The following is a 15,643-nucleotide window of genomic DNA, read 5'->3' as shown; positions in this document are numbered from 1 at the left end:
TTATGCCCCCTCCCCGCCTCACCGCGCACTCGACCTTTAGGCGCCCGCTTGCTCGCTAACGCTTTCCACCCTGACCACCCGTGGTTAACCTGGTGCGCTAGAAAGCCCGCTCCTACAAAGAGCTCCCAAGGAAAGGAATTTCCTGCTCCACAACCACAGGAAACCGCATGACCAACGAATCCGCACCCAAGGACCTTCGTGACCAGGCGCCCCGGCAACTCCCGGCGCGCCGCATCGACAATGACGCCCAGGCCATCGACGCCGCCCACGAAGTGGCCCGCCTGGCGAAACCCGGAGCCGCCGCCCGCGACCGCGAGCGCGGCCTGCCCTGGCGCGAGCTGGAGCACTTCACCGCGCTTGGCCTGGGCGGCATCAGCATTCCCCGCGAGTACGGCGGTGCGCAGGTCTCCTACGCCACCGTGGCCGAAGTCTTCCGCGTGATCTGCGCCGCCGACCCGGCGCTGGGGCAGATTCCGCAGAACCAGTTCGGCCTGCTCAACGTCATCGAAAACGTCGTCAGCGAGGAGCAGAAGCGCGTGCTGTTCGGCGGCGTGCTGGGCGGTCGGCGCATCGGCAATGCCGGCCCCGAGCGCAACACCCGCAACACCCTGGAACTCAAGGCGCGGCTGGTTCGCGACGGCGAAAACTTCCGCGTCAGCGGCGAGAAGTTCTACTCCACCGGCGCACTGTTCGCCCACTGGGTCGCGGTGAAGGCCATCGATGAACAAGGCCGCGCGGTGATGGGCTTCGTCGAACGCGGCGTGGAAGGCCTGCGCATCGTCGACGACTGGTCCGGCTTCGGCCAGCGCACCACTGCCAGCGGCACCGTGCTGCTGGACAACGCCCCCGTCGCCGCTTCGCTGGTGATCCACAACGGACGCCTGGCCGACGTGCCGAACATCCAGGGCGCCGTGTCGCAACTGATCCAGGCCGCCATCGATGCCGGCATCGCGGCGAGCGCGCTGGAAGACGCCATCGAGTTCATCCGCACGCGCACCCGCCCCTTCATCGATGCGAACGTCGAACAGGCCAGCGAAGAGCCCTTCACCATCGCCGAGATCGGGCGCCTGCAGGTCGAACTGCATGCCGCCGAGGCGCTGCTGGAGCGCGCCGGCCATGTGCTCGACGAAGTGAGCGCGCGGCCCATCGACGACGAGTCCGCCGCCCGCGCCTCCATCGCCGTTGCCGAGGCCAAGGTGCTGACCACCGAGATCAGCCTGGCCGCCAGCGAGAAGCTCTTCGAACTGGCCGGCAGCCGCGCCACCCTCGCCGAGTTCAACCTCGACCGCCACTGGCGCAACGCCCGCGTGCATACCCTGCACGACCCGGTGCGCTGGAAGGTCCAGGCGGTTGGCGCCTACCACCTCAACGGCGCCCGTCCGGCGCGTCATTCCTGGATCTGAGGAGCGCCGATGAACAGCCTCGTACAATCTCCGCTGCAGAGCAGTCCCATCCACATCATCCGCAGCGACGACGAAGCCCTCGACGTCGCCCGTGCCCTGGCCGCCGACTTCCGCGAGGGCGCCATCGCCCGTGACCGCGAACGCCGCCTGCCGTGGGAAGAACTGGAGCGCTTCAGCCGCTCCGGCCTGTGGGGCATCACCGTGCCTCGCGAATACGGCGGAGCAGGGGTTTCCCGCGTCACGGTGGCCCGCGTGATCGCCATCATCTCCGCCGCCGACGGCTCGCTGGGGCAGATTCCGCAGAACCATTTCTACGCCGTCGAACTGCTGCGGGTGAACGGCAGCGAAGAACAGAAAGCCCGCCTGTTCGCCGAGGTGCTGGCCGGTGTGCGCTTCGGCAACGCGCTGGCGGAAATCGGCACGCGCACCGCCCACGACCGCACTACCCGGCTCAAGCGCGAGGACGGCCAGTTGCGCATCCACGGGCGCAAGTTCTACTGCACCGGCGCGCTCTATGCGCAGCGCATTCCGACCCTGGTGATCGATGACGACGGCGTCCATCAGTTCGCCTTCATCGCGCGCGACAGCCAGGGCGTGGAGGTGATCGACGACTGGTCCGGCTTCGGCCAGCGCACCACCGGCAGCGGCAGCGTGGTGTTCGATGGCGCGCCGGTGAGCGCGGACGACATCGTGCCGTTCCAGAGCGCCTTCGAGCGCCCCACCACGGTCGGCCCCTTCGCGCAGATACTGCATGCCGCCATCGATGCCGGTATCGCCCGCGGTGCCTATGAAGACGCGCTGGTTTTCCTGCGCGAGAAGGCGCGGCCGTGGATCGATTCGGGCGTGGACAAGGCCAGCGACGACCCGCTGGCGATCAATGAAATCGGCCGCCTGGCGATCCGCCTGCACGCCGCCGAAGCGCTGCTGGACCGCTCGGGCCGCGTGCTCGATGCCGCCACCGCCGAGCCGACCGCCGAGAGCGTTGCCGCCGCTTCCATCGCCGTAGCCGAGGCACGGGCAATCACCACCGAGGTCTCGCTGCTGGCCGGTTCCAAGCTGATCGAACTGGGCGGCAGCCGCGCCAGCCTCGCCGAGCTGGGCCTGGACCGCCACTGGCGCAACGCCCGCGTGCACACCCTGCACGACCCGGCACGCTGGAAGTACTTCGCGGTGGGCAACTACTACCTCAACGACCAGCTGCCGCCGCGCCGGGGGACCATCTGATGCCCCCCACCGTACACGCTTTTCGTAGGAGCGGATCTCATCCGCGAATCACATCGGCCACGCCGGCCATCGCGGACAAGGTCCGCTCCTACAGGGGTGCTCAATCGTGCACCGCGCCGGCCCTTCGTAGGAGCGGATCTCATCCGCGAATCACATCGGCCACTCCGACTATCGCGGACAAGGACCGCTCCTACGGGAGCAGTCCGCAGCGCGCCAGCCGCAAGGACTTCCCATGAGCCAGAAGCAGATCCTCCTCAACGCCTTCAGCATGAATTGCGTCGGCCACATCAACCATGGCCTGTGGACCCACCCGCGCGACCGCTCCAGCGACTTCAACAAGCTCAGCCACTGGACCGACCTCGCCCGATTGCTGGAGAAAGGCCTGTTCGACGGCCTGTTCCTCGCCGACATCCTCGGCGTCTACGACGTCTACCAGAACGGCATCGAGCTCACCGCCAAGGAGGCCATCCAGCTACCGGTGAACGACCCGCTGATGCTGGTTTCGGCCATGGCCGGCGTGACGGAGCACCTGGGCTTCGGCGTCACCGCCAACCTCACCTACGAGGCGCCCTACCCGTTCGCCCGCAGGCTCTCGACGCTGGATCACCTGAGCGATGGCCGGATCGGCTGGAACATCGTCACCGGCTACCTGGAAAGCACCGCCCGCGCCATGGGCCAGGACCGGCAGATCGACCACGACCGCCGCTACGACCGCGCCGACGAATACCTGGAGGTGCTCTACAAGCTCTGGGAAGGCAGCTGGGAAGACGACGCGGTGCTCGCCGACCGCCAGCGCCGCATCTATGCGCAGCCGGGCAAGGTGCACAAGGTCCGTCACCACGGCGAGTTCTTCGACGTCGAGGGTTACCACCTCAGCCAGCCCTCGCCGCAGCGTACGCCTCTGCTGTTCCAGGCGGGCGCCTCGAACCGCGGTCTCGCCTTCGCCGCGCGCCACGCCGAATGCGTGTTCGTCTCCGCGCAGACCCGCGAAGCGACCCGCGTGCTGGTGGACCGCATCCGCCAGGCAGCGGTGGATGCCGGTCGCCGCGCCGACGACATCAAGGTGTTCATGGGCATCAACGTCATAGTCGCGCCGACCGAGGCCGAGGCCCGCGACAAGCTCGCCGAGTACCGCCGCTTCGCCAGCGCCGAGGCCGGCCTTGCGCACTTCGCCAGCACCACTGGCATCGACTTCTCGCGCTATGCGCTGGACGAGCCGATCCGCTACGAGAAGACCAACGCCATCGAGTCCGCCACCAAGGCGCTGACCGTCGCCCGCACCGACGCCACCGTGCGCCAGCTGCTGGAACAGTTCTCCCTCGGCGGACGCTACACCACGCTGGTGGGCGACCCCGTGCAGGTCGCCGATGAGCTGCTGGGCTGGATCAACGAGGCCGGCCTCGACGGCTTCAACCTGACCCGCAGCGTGGAGCCGGAAAGCTACGCCGACTTCATCGACCTCGTGGTGCCCGAACTGCAGAACCGCGGCGCGTACAAGACCGCCTACGCGGACGGCACCCTGCGGGAAAAACTCTTCGGCGCCGGCCGCGCCCGACTGCCCGCCCGGCACGTCGGCGCGAGCTTCCGCCAGGCAACCGCCACTGGAGCGACTCCAGCTTTCTCTCTTTAAGGGCCATCAAGGTCTAAACCCATAAGGATTCGTTGCCATGCATGCACGCTTCAAGCTGTCCCTCGGTCTCTCCCTGAGCCTCCTCGCCGCCGGCCTCGCCCAGGCCGCCGACACCCTGCGCCTGGGCACCACCGCCGCCTTCGCACCGCCGCTGGAAGTAGCGGTGAAGGAAGCCGCCCAGCAGGGCCTGAAGGTCGAGCTGGTGGAGTTTACCGACTGGAACGCGCCGAACATCACCCTCGACCACGGCGACATCGACGCCAACTACTTCCAGCACACCCCATTCCTGGAAAACGCCAACCGCGAAGGCGGCCTGCACCTGAAGGCGTTCGCGCCGGGGATCATCAACAACGTCGGCCTGTACTCGACCAAATACAAGGCCATCGCCGACCTGCCCGACGGCGCCAAGGTCGCCATCGCCAACGACCCGATCAATGGCGGCCGCGGCCTGCAGCTGCTGCAGAAGGCCGGGCTGCTCAAGCTCAAGGACGGCGTGGGCTACAAGGCGACGCTGGACGACATCGTGGCCAATCCGAAGCATATCCAGATCATCGAGCTGGAAGCCGTCCAGCTGGTGCGCGCGCTGGACGACGTCGACCTCGCCCAGGGCTACCCGCACTACATCCGCCTGGCCGGCACCCTCGACCCGAACAGCGCGCTGCTGTTCGACGGCATCGAGAACAAGGAGTACGTCATCCAGTTCGTGACCCGTGACGACTACAAGGACCCGGACGGCCGGCTGAAGAAGTTCGTCGATCTCTACCAGCATTCGCCGCAGGTCCGCGCCGCGCTGGACAAGGCCCACGGCTCGCTCTACCAGCCGGGCTGGCAGTAAACGCGCCGATTTCTGCCTGTAGGAGCGGGGGGGGGGGGGGGGGCCCCCCCCCCCCCCCCGGGGGGGGGGGGTGCCCCCCCCCCCCCCCGCTCCTACGAAGAGCACGCGCCGTCACCGTACCTACGGTCCTGGAATTAATGCACCGGAAACACTTACGCCAACGACAGCCCTCTCCCCCGCCCTCTCCCTGAAGGGAGAGGGAGCTGTCCGCAGCACATCGAACATTGGTGCCACACCGGTGCCTCCGGCCATAGCACCGATACACCCGAACACACCGAACCAGTCCCCTCTCCCTTCAGGGAGAGGGTCAGGGAGAGGGGAAAAGCCCCCGCTCCGAACCACAGAACAGGCCCCCACCATGGTCAGCTTCAACCGCAATCTCGAACTCGCCGCCCAGCACATCGCCCTGCGCGGGCTGGGCAAGACCTACGCCGGGCACCACGGCCCGGTGGAGGCGCTGAGCGACATCGAACTCTCCGTCCGCCGCGGCGAAGTGTTCGGCATCATCGGCCGCAGCGGCGCCGGCAAGAGCTCGCTGATCCGCACCCTCAACCGCCTGGAACAACCCAGCGTCGGCCAGGTGCTGATCGACGGCGAGGACATCGGCGCCTTCGACGCCCAGCAACTGGTTGGCCTGCGCCGTCGCGTCGGGATGATCTTCCAGCACTTCAACCTGATGTCGGCCAAGACGGTCGCGCAGAACATCGCCCTGCCCCTGCGCGTGGCCGGCGTGCCCAGGGCGCGGATCGCCGAGCGGGTGGACGAACTGCTGCAGCTCGTGGGCCTGGAAGACAAGCGCCACGCCTACCCGGCGCAACTCTCCGGCGGCCAGAAGCAGCGCGTCGGCATCGCCCGCGCGCTGGTGCACCAGCCGGAAATCCTGCTCTGCGACGAGGCGACCTCGGCGCTCGACCCGGAGAGCACCCAGGCGATCCTCGCGCTGCTGCGCGACATCAACCGCCGCCTGGGCCTGACCATCGTGCTGATCACCCACGAGATGGCGGTGATCCGCGAAATCTGCGACCGCGTGGTGGTGCTCGAACGCGGGCGCATTGTCGAGCAGGGCGAGGTCTGGGAAGTCTTCGGCAATCCGCAGCACGAGGTCAGCCGTACCCTGCTCGGCTCGCTGCAACAGCACCTGCCGCCGGACCTGCTGGCGCGCCTGGAGCATCCGTCGGACAACGAAGTCATCCTCGACCTGCACTACACCGGCGTGCGCGAACAGGAGCCGGACCTGCTGGCCATCGCCCAGGCGCTGGGCAGCCGCGTCAGCCTGCTGCACGGCGGCATCGAGCGCATCCAGGGCCGCGCCCTCGGCCGTCTGCTGCTGAGCGTCGCCGCCCCCGCCGCCAGCGCCCCGCAACTGCTCGAACGTGCCCGCGAGGTCGCCGACCGCCTGGAGGTGCTCACCCATGCCTGATCGCCTGCTGCAAGGCCTGCTCGATACCCTGCTGATGATCGGCGCGTCCTCTGCCATCGTGTTCCTGGTGGGCATCCCGCTGGCCCTGGTGCTGGTCACCACCGGCCCCGGCGGGATCTTCCAGGCGCGCCTGGTCAACCAGAGCCTGGGCAGCGTGGTCAACGTGCTGCGCTCGATCCCGTTCCTGATCCTGATGGTCGCGCTGATCCCCTTCACCCGGCTGATCGTCGGCACCAGCTATGGCGTGTGGGCGGCGGTGGTGCCGCTGACCATCGCCGCCACGCCGTTCTTCGCGCGCATCGCCGAAGTCAGCCTGCGGGAAGTCGACCATGGCCTGATCGAGGCGGCCCAGGCCATGGGCTGCCAGCCCCGGCACATCATCTGGAACGTGCTGCTGCCCGAGGCGCGGCCGGGCATAGTCGCCGGGTTCACCATCACCCTGGTGACCATGATCAACTCCTCGGCCATGGCCGGCGCCATCGGTGCCGGCGGCCTCGGCGACCTTGCCTATCGCTACGGCTACCAGCGCTTTGACACCCAGGTGATGCTCACCGTGATCATCCTGCTGGTCGCGCTGGTGACACTGATCCAGTTTGGCGGCGACCGCCTGGCGCGCTGGCTCAACAAGCGCCTGTGACGTTCGTCGGCTGAGTTCGGCGCAGCCCCGCCTCTGCGCGGGTTGCGTCTAACCTGACAACACACCCGCCCCTCCGTGCCTCGGCGCAGCTCGTGGATGCGTGGCGTCCCTGTGCTAACCGCGGAGGCGTTTGTCATGGCCAACCCCCTTTCCACCCTGGGTATCGTGCATACCGCCATCAGCCTGGTGCCGCTGGTCGCCGGGCTGTGGGCGTTCTACCAGGCGGGGCGCATCGATCCGCGCAGCCCGGTCGGGCGCTGGTACGTCTACGGAATGATCCTCGGCGTGCTGACGGCGTTCGGCCTGTCCAGCACCGGCGGTTTCAACGCCGGGCACGCCATCGGCATCCTCTGCCTGGTGGCCCTCGCGGTGGGCAGCTATGCGCAGCGGATCAGCGCGCTGGGTGGCCTGGGCGAATACCTGGCAACAGCGGCGATGAGCTTCAGCTTCTTCCTGATGATGATCCCCACGCTCAACGAATCCCTGTCGCGCCTGCCGCCGTCCAACCCCATCGGCCAGGGTCCGGACTCCCCGCCCGTGCAGACAGCGGTGATGGTCGCGCTGCTGGTGCTGGTGATCGGCGTGCTCTACCAGTTCTACCGCATCCACCGCCGCCGCATGCCACCGGCGCGCCCGGCGCACTGACCGTCTATGCTGGCGGCGTCCCTTCCCGGAGCGCCGCCATGACCGTCCGCCGCATCGTCGCCAACCTTGCCAGTGGCAAGCCTGCCGAAATCGCGCGCTTCTACCGCGAACTGTTCGACCTCGACGTGGTAATGGACCATGGCTGGCTGATCACCCTCGCCAGTGGCGAGAACGCGCTCGCGCAGCTCAGCCTGGCCAGCGAAGGCGGCTCCGGCGCGCCAGTGCCGGAGCTCTCCATCGAAGTGGACAATCTTGACGAGGTACACGAGCGCGCCCTCAGCGGCGGTCACCCGATCACTTACGCACTGACGGTCGAACCCTGGGGCGTGCGGCGCTTCTTCCTGCGCGACCCGCTGGGGACGCTGCTCAACGTGCTGGAGCACCGTTAGCTGCTGACCGCTCGTCACCGCCTCCCTTCGCAACGGCACTTTCCCGGCAAACCGCCCGCGGCGACCTAAACTGCTTCTGGGCGCCGCCGCGCAAGGCCGCCCAGCGCCGGATGGAATCGGCTCCCGCCAGCTAGGCAGAAGCCTGAAACGCACCCTGTAGCCCGACGCCCGAGACAGTCCCTGCCCGCGCCCCGCGCTGCCAGTACCTCGCAGCGGCGCCGCTGCAGGTGCTTGCCGTCTTATCCAGGAACAGCACGGGAGATCCGCATGAGCATTCGCAATTCCAAGGAACCCGTCGAAGGCGCCGGCCAGCCCAAGCCGCAGCCCTTCGCCCATCCGCAGGACCACCTGTCACAACTCTATGACCTGCCGCCCGGCCAGCTACCGGATGCCCTGGGCGCCGCGCCGAGCCAGGCGTCCGCCTACTCGGCCGGCGCCACGGATTACGCGTTGAAGCAGCAGCAGAGCGCGCAGCACACCCTGGAGCAGCTCGACGAGCTGGATGAAGCCCTGCAACGCGAGGCGAACGACCAGCCGCCGGCACGCCGGCGCCGTCTTCGGACGGTCCGCTCGGCCAGGCCGACCAGTTGCTGGCGGCCGCCGTCTCGGCGCAGGCCAGCGATACCGAGAACGTGCTGCAGGACGTGCAGAGCACCCTGGACTCCCTGGCCGGCATGGCCCAGGGCCTGTCGCAGCAACGCCTGGATTCCATCAAGGAACGCGAAACACTGGACGCACGCCAGGAACTGGCGGACGAGCGCGAACGCCTGCTCAACGAGCGGGAAGAAGCCCTGCGCCAATGGGAGCAGCGCTTGCAGCAGGAGAAGGTCGCACTGGCCCGCCAGGGAGAGCAGCAGGCCGCCGTCCTGGCCGAGCGCAGCGCCACGCTGCAAGCCCTGGCGGAAACCGTCGATAGCCGCGACCGCGCCACCACCAAGCGCATCGAGGTGCTGCAGTCGGAACAGGAACAGCTGGAACGCAAGCTGGCGCAGATGCGCATCCGCCATGCCGATCTGGACGGCCGCGAGACGCTGCTGCAGCAGAAGGACAACGAGCTGACCGAACGCTTCAAGCAGTTGGTGGACGCCAAGGAGCGCTTCGGCGCCATCGTCCGCAGCTTCAACGAAACGGTACGTTTCAATACCGCGCTGAGCACCATCAACCGCACCGTCGGCGGGCGCACCGACGGCCAGTGACCGCCCCGCGATGCCGGCTCAGCCGATGCCGGCCTCGAACAGCGCGGCCAGCCAGTCGGAAAACACCCGCAGGCGCCGCGACATCTGCCGGCGCACCGGATACAGCACGCTCACCGGCAGCGGCGGCGGCTGCCAGTCGCGCAGCACCTCAAGCAGTTCGCCGCTGGCGAGGCCCTCGCGCAGGTGATAGCGCGGCGCCTGGATCAGGCCGAAGCCGGCACGGCAAGCGGCGATATAGGCGTCGGCATGGTTCACCGTGATCCGGCTGGGCAGCCGTTGCGTGCGTAGCTGACCGTCGAAGCGGAACTCCAGGTCGAAGATGCGCCCGCTGGAAGCCGACTGGTAGTTCACCGCCAGATGCCCTTCGAGCCGATCAGGATGCCCGGGCAGGCCGAACTCCTGCACGTAGGCGCGGCTCACGCAGGTCAGCTGTTCCAGCTCGGCGATCCGCCGGCCAACCAGGCTGGAATCGGGCAGTTCGCCAGCGCGCAATACGCAATCCACGCCTTCGCGCACCAGGTCCACCTGACGGTCGTTCAGGCTGAGCTCCAGCTCGACCTGCGGGTAGCGCCGGCAGAATTCCGGCAGCGCCGGGATCACCACCAGCCGTCCGAGCGAGCTGGGCAGGTCGATGCGCAGCTTGCCGCGCGGATTGTCGGGCGAGTCGGAGAAGCAGTTCTCCGCCTCCTCCAGGTCCTCCAGCAGGCGCACGCAGCGCTCGTAGTAGGCCTGGCCATCGGCGGTGACGCTGACCTGCCGCGTGGTGCGGCGCAGCAGCTGCACGCCCAGGTGCGTCTCCAGTTGCTGGATCAGCTGGGTCACGCTGGCGCGCGGCATCTGCAGGCTATCCGCCGCCTTGCCGAAAGCCTTGAGTTCGACGATGCGGGTATACACCTGCATGGCCTGCAAGCGGTCCATGGCGCTCTCCGATTATTCATCCAGGGCGAATAGTTAAACCGCAATCTGCAGGTTTATCCATGCCGGCCAAACAACAAGAATGGTCCTGCCCCTTACTCACCCGGAGAATTCCCGCATGAAGACCCGTCGCCTGGGCTCGCAAGGCCCCGTCGTTTCCGCCATCGGCCTCGGCTGCATGGGCATGTCCGACTTCTACACCACCGGCAGCGATGAAGCCGAATCCATCGCCACCCTGCACCGCGCCCTGGAGCTGGGCATTACCCTGTTCGACACGGCCGACATCTACGGCCCGCACACCAACGAGGAACTGCTTGGCCGCGCCCTGAAAGGCAAGCGCGAGCAGGTCTTCCTCGCCACCAAGTTCGGCATCGTGCGCACGCCGGAGCAACCGCAGGTGCGCGGCGCCAATGGCAGCCCGGAGTACGTCCGCCAGGCCGTGGAAGGCAGCCTGAAGCGCCTGGGCACCGACCATATCGACCTCTACTACCAGCACCGCGTGGACCCCAAGGTGCCCATCGAAGAAACCGTCGGCGCCATGGCCGAGCTGGTGAAGGCTGGCAAGGTACGATACCTCGGCCTGAGCGAAGCCTCGGCAGAAACGCTGGAGCGCGCGCACAAGGTCCACCCGATCACCGCGCTGCAGAGCGAGTACTCGCTGTGGACTCGCGATCCGGAAGAGAACGGCGTGCTGGCCGCCTGCGAACGCCTGGGTGTCGGTTTCGTGCCCTACAGCCCGCTCGGCCGCGGCTTCCTCACCGGCGCGCTGAAGAGCCCGGATGATTTCGCGCCGGACGACTACCGGCGCTCCAGCCCGCGCTTCACCGGGGAGAACTTCGCGAAGAACCTGCTGCTGGTGGACAAGGTCGCCGAGCTGGCCGCGGCCCGCGGGCTGCAGCCCTCGCAACTGGCGCTGGCCTGGGTACTGGCCCAGGGCGAGCACCTGGTGCCGATCCCCGGCACCAAGCAGCGCAAGTACCTGGAAGAGAACGTCGCCGCCGTGGACCTGGAGCTGACCCGGGCGGAACTGCTGGAGCTGGACGCGATCTTCCCGGCCGGTGCGGCTGCCGGCGGGCGCTACAGCGAACAGGTGCTGGCACTGATCCAGTAAAAGCTCTGCATCGGGGCTCCGGTGGGCGCTCGCAGCGGTTATGCTGACGGGGTCTACCGGAGGCTCCATGCGATTCGTTCCCGCCGCACTGCTCGTACTTTCCGTCCTTCCCCTCGCCGCCTCCGCGGATGAGGAATGCCAGGTGACCGCCGTGTTCAGCGGCGACCAGCTGACCTGCCAGCGCGCGGACGGCGGAGATACCACCATCCACCTGCGCGGCGTCACCGCACCGGAACTGGAACAACCTTTCGGCCAGCGCTCCCGCGCGGCGCTGGTGCAGCTCGCCCTCGGCAAGAGCGCCACCCTCAAGCATGCCGAGCCATTGCCCGACGGCAGCCTGCGCGCGGCGGTGTGGGTCACCCCGGCGGAGTGCCCGACCTGCGGCCATACCCTGGATATCGGCCGCGCACAGCTGAGCATCGGCCTCGCACGCTGGCGACAGAGCGATGCGCAGACGCCCGAGGAAGTCGGCCAGTACCAGTTCGAGGAACACGAAGCCAGGGCGCGCCGGATCAACCTCTGGCGCAAGCCCTGATCCCGCGCGGGCCTAGTTGCTCACGTAGTGCTGCAGGATGCGCCGGTCCTCGCCGGCTTCCACCAGCGTCCTGAGGGTTTGCGCGTAACGTCGAACGAAGTCCTCGTCCTGGGTGCGCTTGCTGAAGGCGACTTCCGCCGACTCCGCTGACACCACCACGGCAGTGGGCAGGATGCGTTTGGCCAGGCCCAACTGCTGCAGTTCGTAGCGGCCACTGTGCTCGTCGGCGATGATGCCGTCGATGCGCCCCTTGTCGACCATCTGCCAGAGGTTGCTACGGCTGGGATTGAAGAACACCCGCGCGGCATAGTCCGGGTCGGCCATCAATTGGCGATAGGGTTCGCCGTAGGAAACGTCGATCTGCGCGCCGAGGCGGAAATCGCTGCCGGCCAGGTCGGAAAGCTGCTGCAGATTGGCCAGCTGGGGCAGGCCGCGACGGACGAAGAGAATGTTGCGCGAGGGCGGCAACAGAGCGCCGGAGAACCAGGCGTAGGCCTCCCGCTCGGGCTTGCGGAAGGCACCGGGCAGCACGTCGAGGCGGCCCAGCTCCAGCTCCTTGAGCGCCCGCGCCCAGGGCAGCTTGACCATGTGCACCTGGCAACCCAGGCGCTCCAGCACAGCGCGGTTCAGGTCGACGTAGAGACCGCCGATGCTGCCGTCGGGCAACTGCATGCTGAAGGGCGGGTCATCGTCCCAGCGCAGGGTCTTTTCACACGCGGCCAACGGCACGCTGGCCAGCACCAGGCCCAGCAGGGCCAGGCGCATGAGACGCACACGGGAAAACAACGGCAGGCGAAGGGCTTGCGACGGCAAGATCACGACTCACGACGGGAGAAGACGGATGCCGTGAGTGTAGTGAACCCGTCGCTCGCGTGACCAGCGGCAATCGGGTTCGCACGTTGGTTCCGCTTCGATTACTGCCAGCCATAGCGCCGGGCGAACCAGCCCTTCACCGTCTGGGTCAGCGCCATGTAGCCCAGCAGGATCGCCCCCAGCCACGGCCAGTAGCCCAGGGGCAGCGCCTGCAGGCGGAAGGAATGCGCCAGTGGCCCCATGGGCAGGAAGATCGCCACGGCGATGATCGCCAGGGTCATGCCCAGCAGCGGCCAGGCAGCGCGGCTCTGCAGGAAGGGAATGCGCCGGGTGCGGATCATGTGCACCACCAGCAGCTGCGAGATCAGCCCCTCGACGAACCAGCCGGACTGGAACAGCGTCTGCTGCGCCGGTGAATTCGCCCCGAACACGTGCCAGAGCACGAGGAAGGTGGCGATGTCGAAGATCGAGCTGATCGGCCCGAAGAACACCATGAAGCGCCCCAGCCCGTCCGGGTTCCACTGCTGCGGCTGGCGCAGCAGTTCATCATCCACGTGGTCGAAGGGAATGGCGATCTGCGACAGGTCGTAGAGCAGGTTCTGCACCAGCAGTTGCAGCGGCAGCATCGGCAGGAAGGGAATGAAGGCGCTGGCCACCAACACGCTGAATACGTTGCCGAAGTTGGAACTGGCGGTCATGCGGATGTACTTGAGCATGTTGGCGAAGGTGCGGCGCCCTTCGACCACGCCCTCCTCCAGGACCATCAGGCTCTTTTCCAGGAGGATCAGGTCGGCGGCTTCCTTGGCGATGTCCACCGCCGAATCCACCGAGATGCCGATGTCCGCCGTGCGCAGCGCCGGGGCGTCGTTGATGCCGTCGCCGAGGAAGCCAACCACGTGGCCGCGCTCGCGCAGCACGCGCACCAGGCGCTCCTTGTGGCTGGGGGTGAGCTTGGCGAACAGCGTGGTGCCCTCGGCCAGAGCGCCCAGCGCGGCATCGTCCAGTTCGTCCAGTTGCGGGCCGAGAAGCACGCCTTCGACCTCCAGGCCCACATCCCGGCAGACCTTCAGGCTCACCCGGTCGTTGTCGCCGGTCAGCACTTTCACGGCCACGCCGTTCTGGGCAAGCGCCCGCAACGCCGGAGCGGTGGTTTCCTTGGGCGGGTCGAGGAAGGCGATGTAGCCGGCCAGGCACAGACCGCTTTCGTCGGCCACGCCGTAGACATCGCGGGTCGGCGGCAGCTCGCGGGTGGCAACGGCGACCACCCGCAGTCCTTCCTGGTTGAGCCCGTCGGCGACTGCGCGGATGTTCTCCAGGCGCGCCCCGGTGAGCGGCTCGATGCCGTCGGCGGTTTCCACCGTTTCGCAGACCGCCAGCACCTCTTCCAGCGCGCCCTTGCAGATCAGCAGGTGGTTGTCCTCGCGTTCGCTGACCACCACCGACATGCGTCGACGGGCGAAGTCGAAGGGAATCTCGTCGAGCTTGCGGAAGCGGCTGTCCACTTTCAGCGCATGGCGCAGTTCGACGTGTTCGAGCACGGCGACGTCCAGCAGGTTCTTCAGCCCGGTCTGGTAGTGGCTGTTGAGGAAGGCCAGTTGCAGCACGCGGTCCTGCACCTGGCCGAAGGCATCGGTGTGGCGCTCGAGGACGATGCGGTCCTGGGTCAGGGTGCCGGTCTTGTCGGTGCAGAGGATGTCCATCGCGCCGAAGTTCTGGATGGCGTCCAGGCGCTTGACGATCACCTTGCGCCGGCTGAGCACCACCGCGCCCTTGGCCAGGGTCGAGGTGACGATCATCGGGAGCATTTCCGGGGTCAGGCCGACGGCGATGGACAGCGCGAACAGCGACGCCTCCAGCCAGTCGCCCTTGGTGAAGCCATTGATCAGCAGGACCACCGGCGCCATCACCAGCATGAAGCGGATCAGCAGCCAGCTGACACGGTTGACCCCGGTCTGGAACGCCGTGGGCGTCGGGTCGCTGGCGATCACGCGCTCGGCGAGGGAGCCGAAATAGGTGCGCGTGCCGGTGCCGATCACCACCGCCAGGGCGGAACCGCTGACCACCGTGGTGCCCATGAAGCAGAGGCTGTCGCGTTCCAGCGGATTGCCCTGGCGGGCATCGCGCAGCTGGGCGAACTTCTCCACCGGCAGGGATTCGCCGGTGAGCGCGGCCTGGCCGACGAACAGGTCCTTGGCGCTGAGCAGACGCACATCCGCCGGCACCATGTCGCCGGCCGACAGCCACAGCACATCACCCGGCACGAGCTCGCGGATCGGCACCTCGACCCGCAATGCGGGGCCGTCCCCCTCGGCGCTGCGGAACACCGTGGCGGTGTTGCTGACCATCGCCTTGAGCTTCTCGGCGGCGCGGTTGGAGCGCTTCTCCTGGATGAAGCGCAGCAGCGTGGAAACGCCCACCATGCTGCCGATCACCACGGCGGCCTCGACGTCCCCGGTGAACCAGGAAATGCTCGCCAGCACGCTGAGCAGCAGGTTGAAAGGGTTGCAGTAGCAGTACCACAGGTGCATCCAGGCGCCGATGGGCCGGTCCTGGTCCACTTCGTTGAGGCCGTCGCGCTGACGGCGCTCCTGCGCCTCGATCTCGTTCAGGCCTTCGCGCCGGCTTTGCAGGCGGTCCAGCACCGAGGACGGCTCCAGCGCCGACCATTCCAGCAGCGCCGATGTCAGCGCGTTGGGCGCCTGGCGCCCGGCGGCGGAGCCACGCAACAGATCTCGCGCGGCCAGCCGGCGCAGTTGACGGGCCGGGAAGCCCTTGTTGATGAATTCGAGCAGGTGGGTCCTGATGAGGTCCAGGCGCATGATGACTTTCCCCTTGTGCGCCACGTCGTCCGGCGGCGGGGGGAGTCTGTGCCGGGTACCTTAAGGGGTCA

The 15,643-nt window shown here is 67.7% G+C and carries 14 protein-coding genes; 11 read left to right on the top strand and 3 right to left on the bottom strand.

Going from position 1 to position 15,643, the window contains the following annotated elements; translation table 11 throughout:
• Positions 1-167: 167 nt before the first annotated feature.
• The 9 genes from ACCC94_RS09380 to ACCC94_RS09340 all read left to right on the top strand — a co-directional run bounded on the left by ACCC94_RS09380 (position 168) and on the right by ACCC94_RS09340 (position 9,379).
• Positions 168-1,403 carry an SfnB family sulfur acquisition oxidoreductase gene (locus ACCC94_RS09380; RefSeq protein WP_413349115.1) on the top strand — a complete coding sequence of 412 codons (1,236 nt, stop codon included), beginning with the start codon at positions 168-170 and terminating at the stop codon, positions 1,401-1,403.
• A 9-nt stretch (positions 1,404-1,412) separates the two neighbouring features.
• The gene (locus ACCC94_RS09375; protein WP_413349114.1) at positions 1,413-2,627 is read left to right on the top strand and encodes an SfnB family sulfur acquisition oxidoreductase; all 1,215 of its coding nucleotides are present in this window, start codon (positions 1,413-1,415) and stop codon (positions 2,625-2,627) included.
• Between the two features lie 232 nt (positions 2,628-2,859).
• A complete protein-coding gene (locus tag ACCC94_RS09370) occupies positions 2,860-4,257 on the top strand; it encodes an LLM class flavin-dependent oxidoreductase (protein ID WP_413349113.1) in 1,398 nt (465 codons plus the stop codon).
• 37 nt (positions 4,258-4,294) lie between these two features.
• The gene (locus tag ACCC94_RS09365; RefSeq protein WP_413349111.1) at positions 4,295-5,092 is read left to right on the top strand and encodes a MetQ/NlpA family ABC transporter substrate-binding protein; all 798 of its coding nucleotides are present in this window, start codon (positions 4,295-4,297) and stop codon (positions 5,090-5,092) included.
• A 358-nt stretch (positions 5,093-5,450) separates the two neighbouring features.
• Complete coding sequence (locus ACCC94_RS09360) at positions 5,451-6,512, top strand: methionine ABC transporter ATP-binding protein (RefSeq protein ID WP_413349110.1); 1,062 nt, start codon at positions 5,451-5,453, stop codon at positions 6,510-6,512.
• The gene (locus tag ACCC94_RS09355) at positions 6,505-7,149 is read left to right on the top strand and encodes a methionine ABC transporter permease (RefSeq protein WP_413349109.1); all 645 of its coding nucleotides are present in this window, start codon (positions 6,505-6,507) and stop codon (positions 7,147-7,149) included. Before ACCC94_RS09360 ends, ACCC94_RS09355 begins: the two co-directional genes overlap by 8 nt.
• 135 nt (positions 7,150-7,284) lie before the next feature.
• Complete coding sequence (locus ACCC94_RS09350; RefSeq protein ID WP_413349107.1) at positions 7,285-7,794, top strand: hypothetical protein; 510 nt, start codon at positions 7,285-7,287, stop codon at positions 7,792-7,794.
• 38 nt (positions 7,795-7,832) lie between these two features.
• On the top strand, positions 7,833-8,183 hold the full coding sequence (locus ACCC94_RS09345; protein ID WP_413349105.1) for a VOC family protein: 351 nt from the start codon (positions 7,833-7,835) through the stop codon (positions 8,181-8,183).
• Between the two features lie 587 nt (positions 8,184-8,770).
• On the top strand, positions 8,771-9,379 hold the full coding sequence (locus ACCC94_RS09340; RefSeq protein ID WP_413349104.1) for a hypothetical protein: 609 nt from the start codon (positions 8,771-8,773) through the stop codon (positions 9,377-9,379).
• 18 nt (positions 9,380-9,397) lie between these two features.
• On the opposite strand, the gene ACCC94_RS09335 is transcribed toward ACCC94_RS09340, so the two are convergent.
• Complete coding sequence (locus ACCC94_RS09335; protein ID WP_413349102.1) at positions 9,398-10,297, bottom strand: LysR substrate-binding domain-containing protein; 900 nt, start codon at positions 10,295-10,297, stop codon at positions 9,398-9,400.
• Positions 10,298-10,412: 115 nt separating this feature from the next.
• Here ACCC94_RS09335 and ACCC94_RS09330 point away from each other — a divergent pair, with 115 nt between their 5' ends.
• Together ACCC94_RS09330 and ACCC94_RS09325 are read left to right on the top strand one after the other, a co-directional pair.
• On the top strand, positions 10,413-11,405 hold the full coding sequence (locus ACCC94_RS09330) for an aldo/keto reductase (RefSeq protein ID WP_413349101.1): 993 nt from the start codon (positions 10,413-10,415) through the stop codon (positions 11,403-11,405).
• Positions 11,406-11,472: 67 nt separating this feature from the next.
• Positions 11,473-11,940 (top strand): thermonuclease family protein, encoded by a 468-nt coding sequence (locus ACCC94_RS09325; protein ID WP_413349099.1) that lies wholly within the window; start codon positions 11,473-11,475, stop codon positions 11,938-11,940.
• Between the two features lie 12 nt (positions 11,941-11,952).
• Here ACCC94_RS09325 and ACCC94_RS09320 read toward each other — a convergent pair whose 3' ends face one another.
• Together ACCC94_RS09320 and mgtA are read right to left on the bottom strand one after the other, a co-directional pair.
• Positions 11,953-12,759, bottom strand: coding sequence for a substrate-binding periplasmic protein (locus ACCC94_RS09320; protein ID WP_413349098.1), 807 nt, complete (start codon positions 12,757-12,759; stop codon positions 11,953-11,955).
• A 95-nt stretch (positions 12,760-12,854) separates the two neighbouring features.
• Positions 12,855-15,572, bottom strand: coding sequence for a magnesium-translocating P-type ATPase (mgtA, locus tag ACCC94_RS09315; RefSeq protein WP_413349097.1), 2,718 nt, complete (start codon positions 15,570-15,572; stop codon positions 12,855-12,857).
• Between the last annotated feature and the right edge of the window lie 71 nt (positions 15,573-15,643).

The sequence above is a fragment of the Pseudomonas sp. Pseusp97 genome, assembly GCF_047304025.1.
GTDB lineage: Bacteria > Pseudomonadota > Gammaproteobacteria > Pseudomonadales > Pseudomonadaceae > Pseudomonas.
This window is presented reverse-complemented; position numbering and strand designations above follow the sequence as displayed.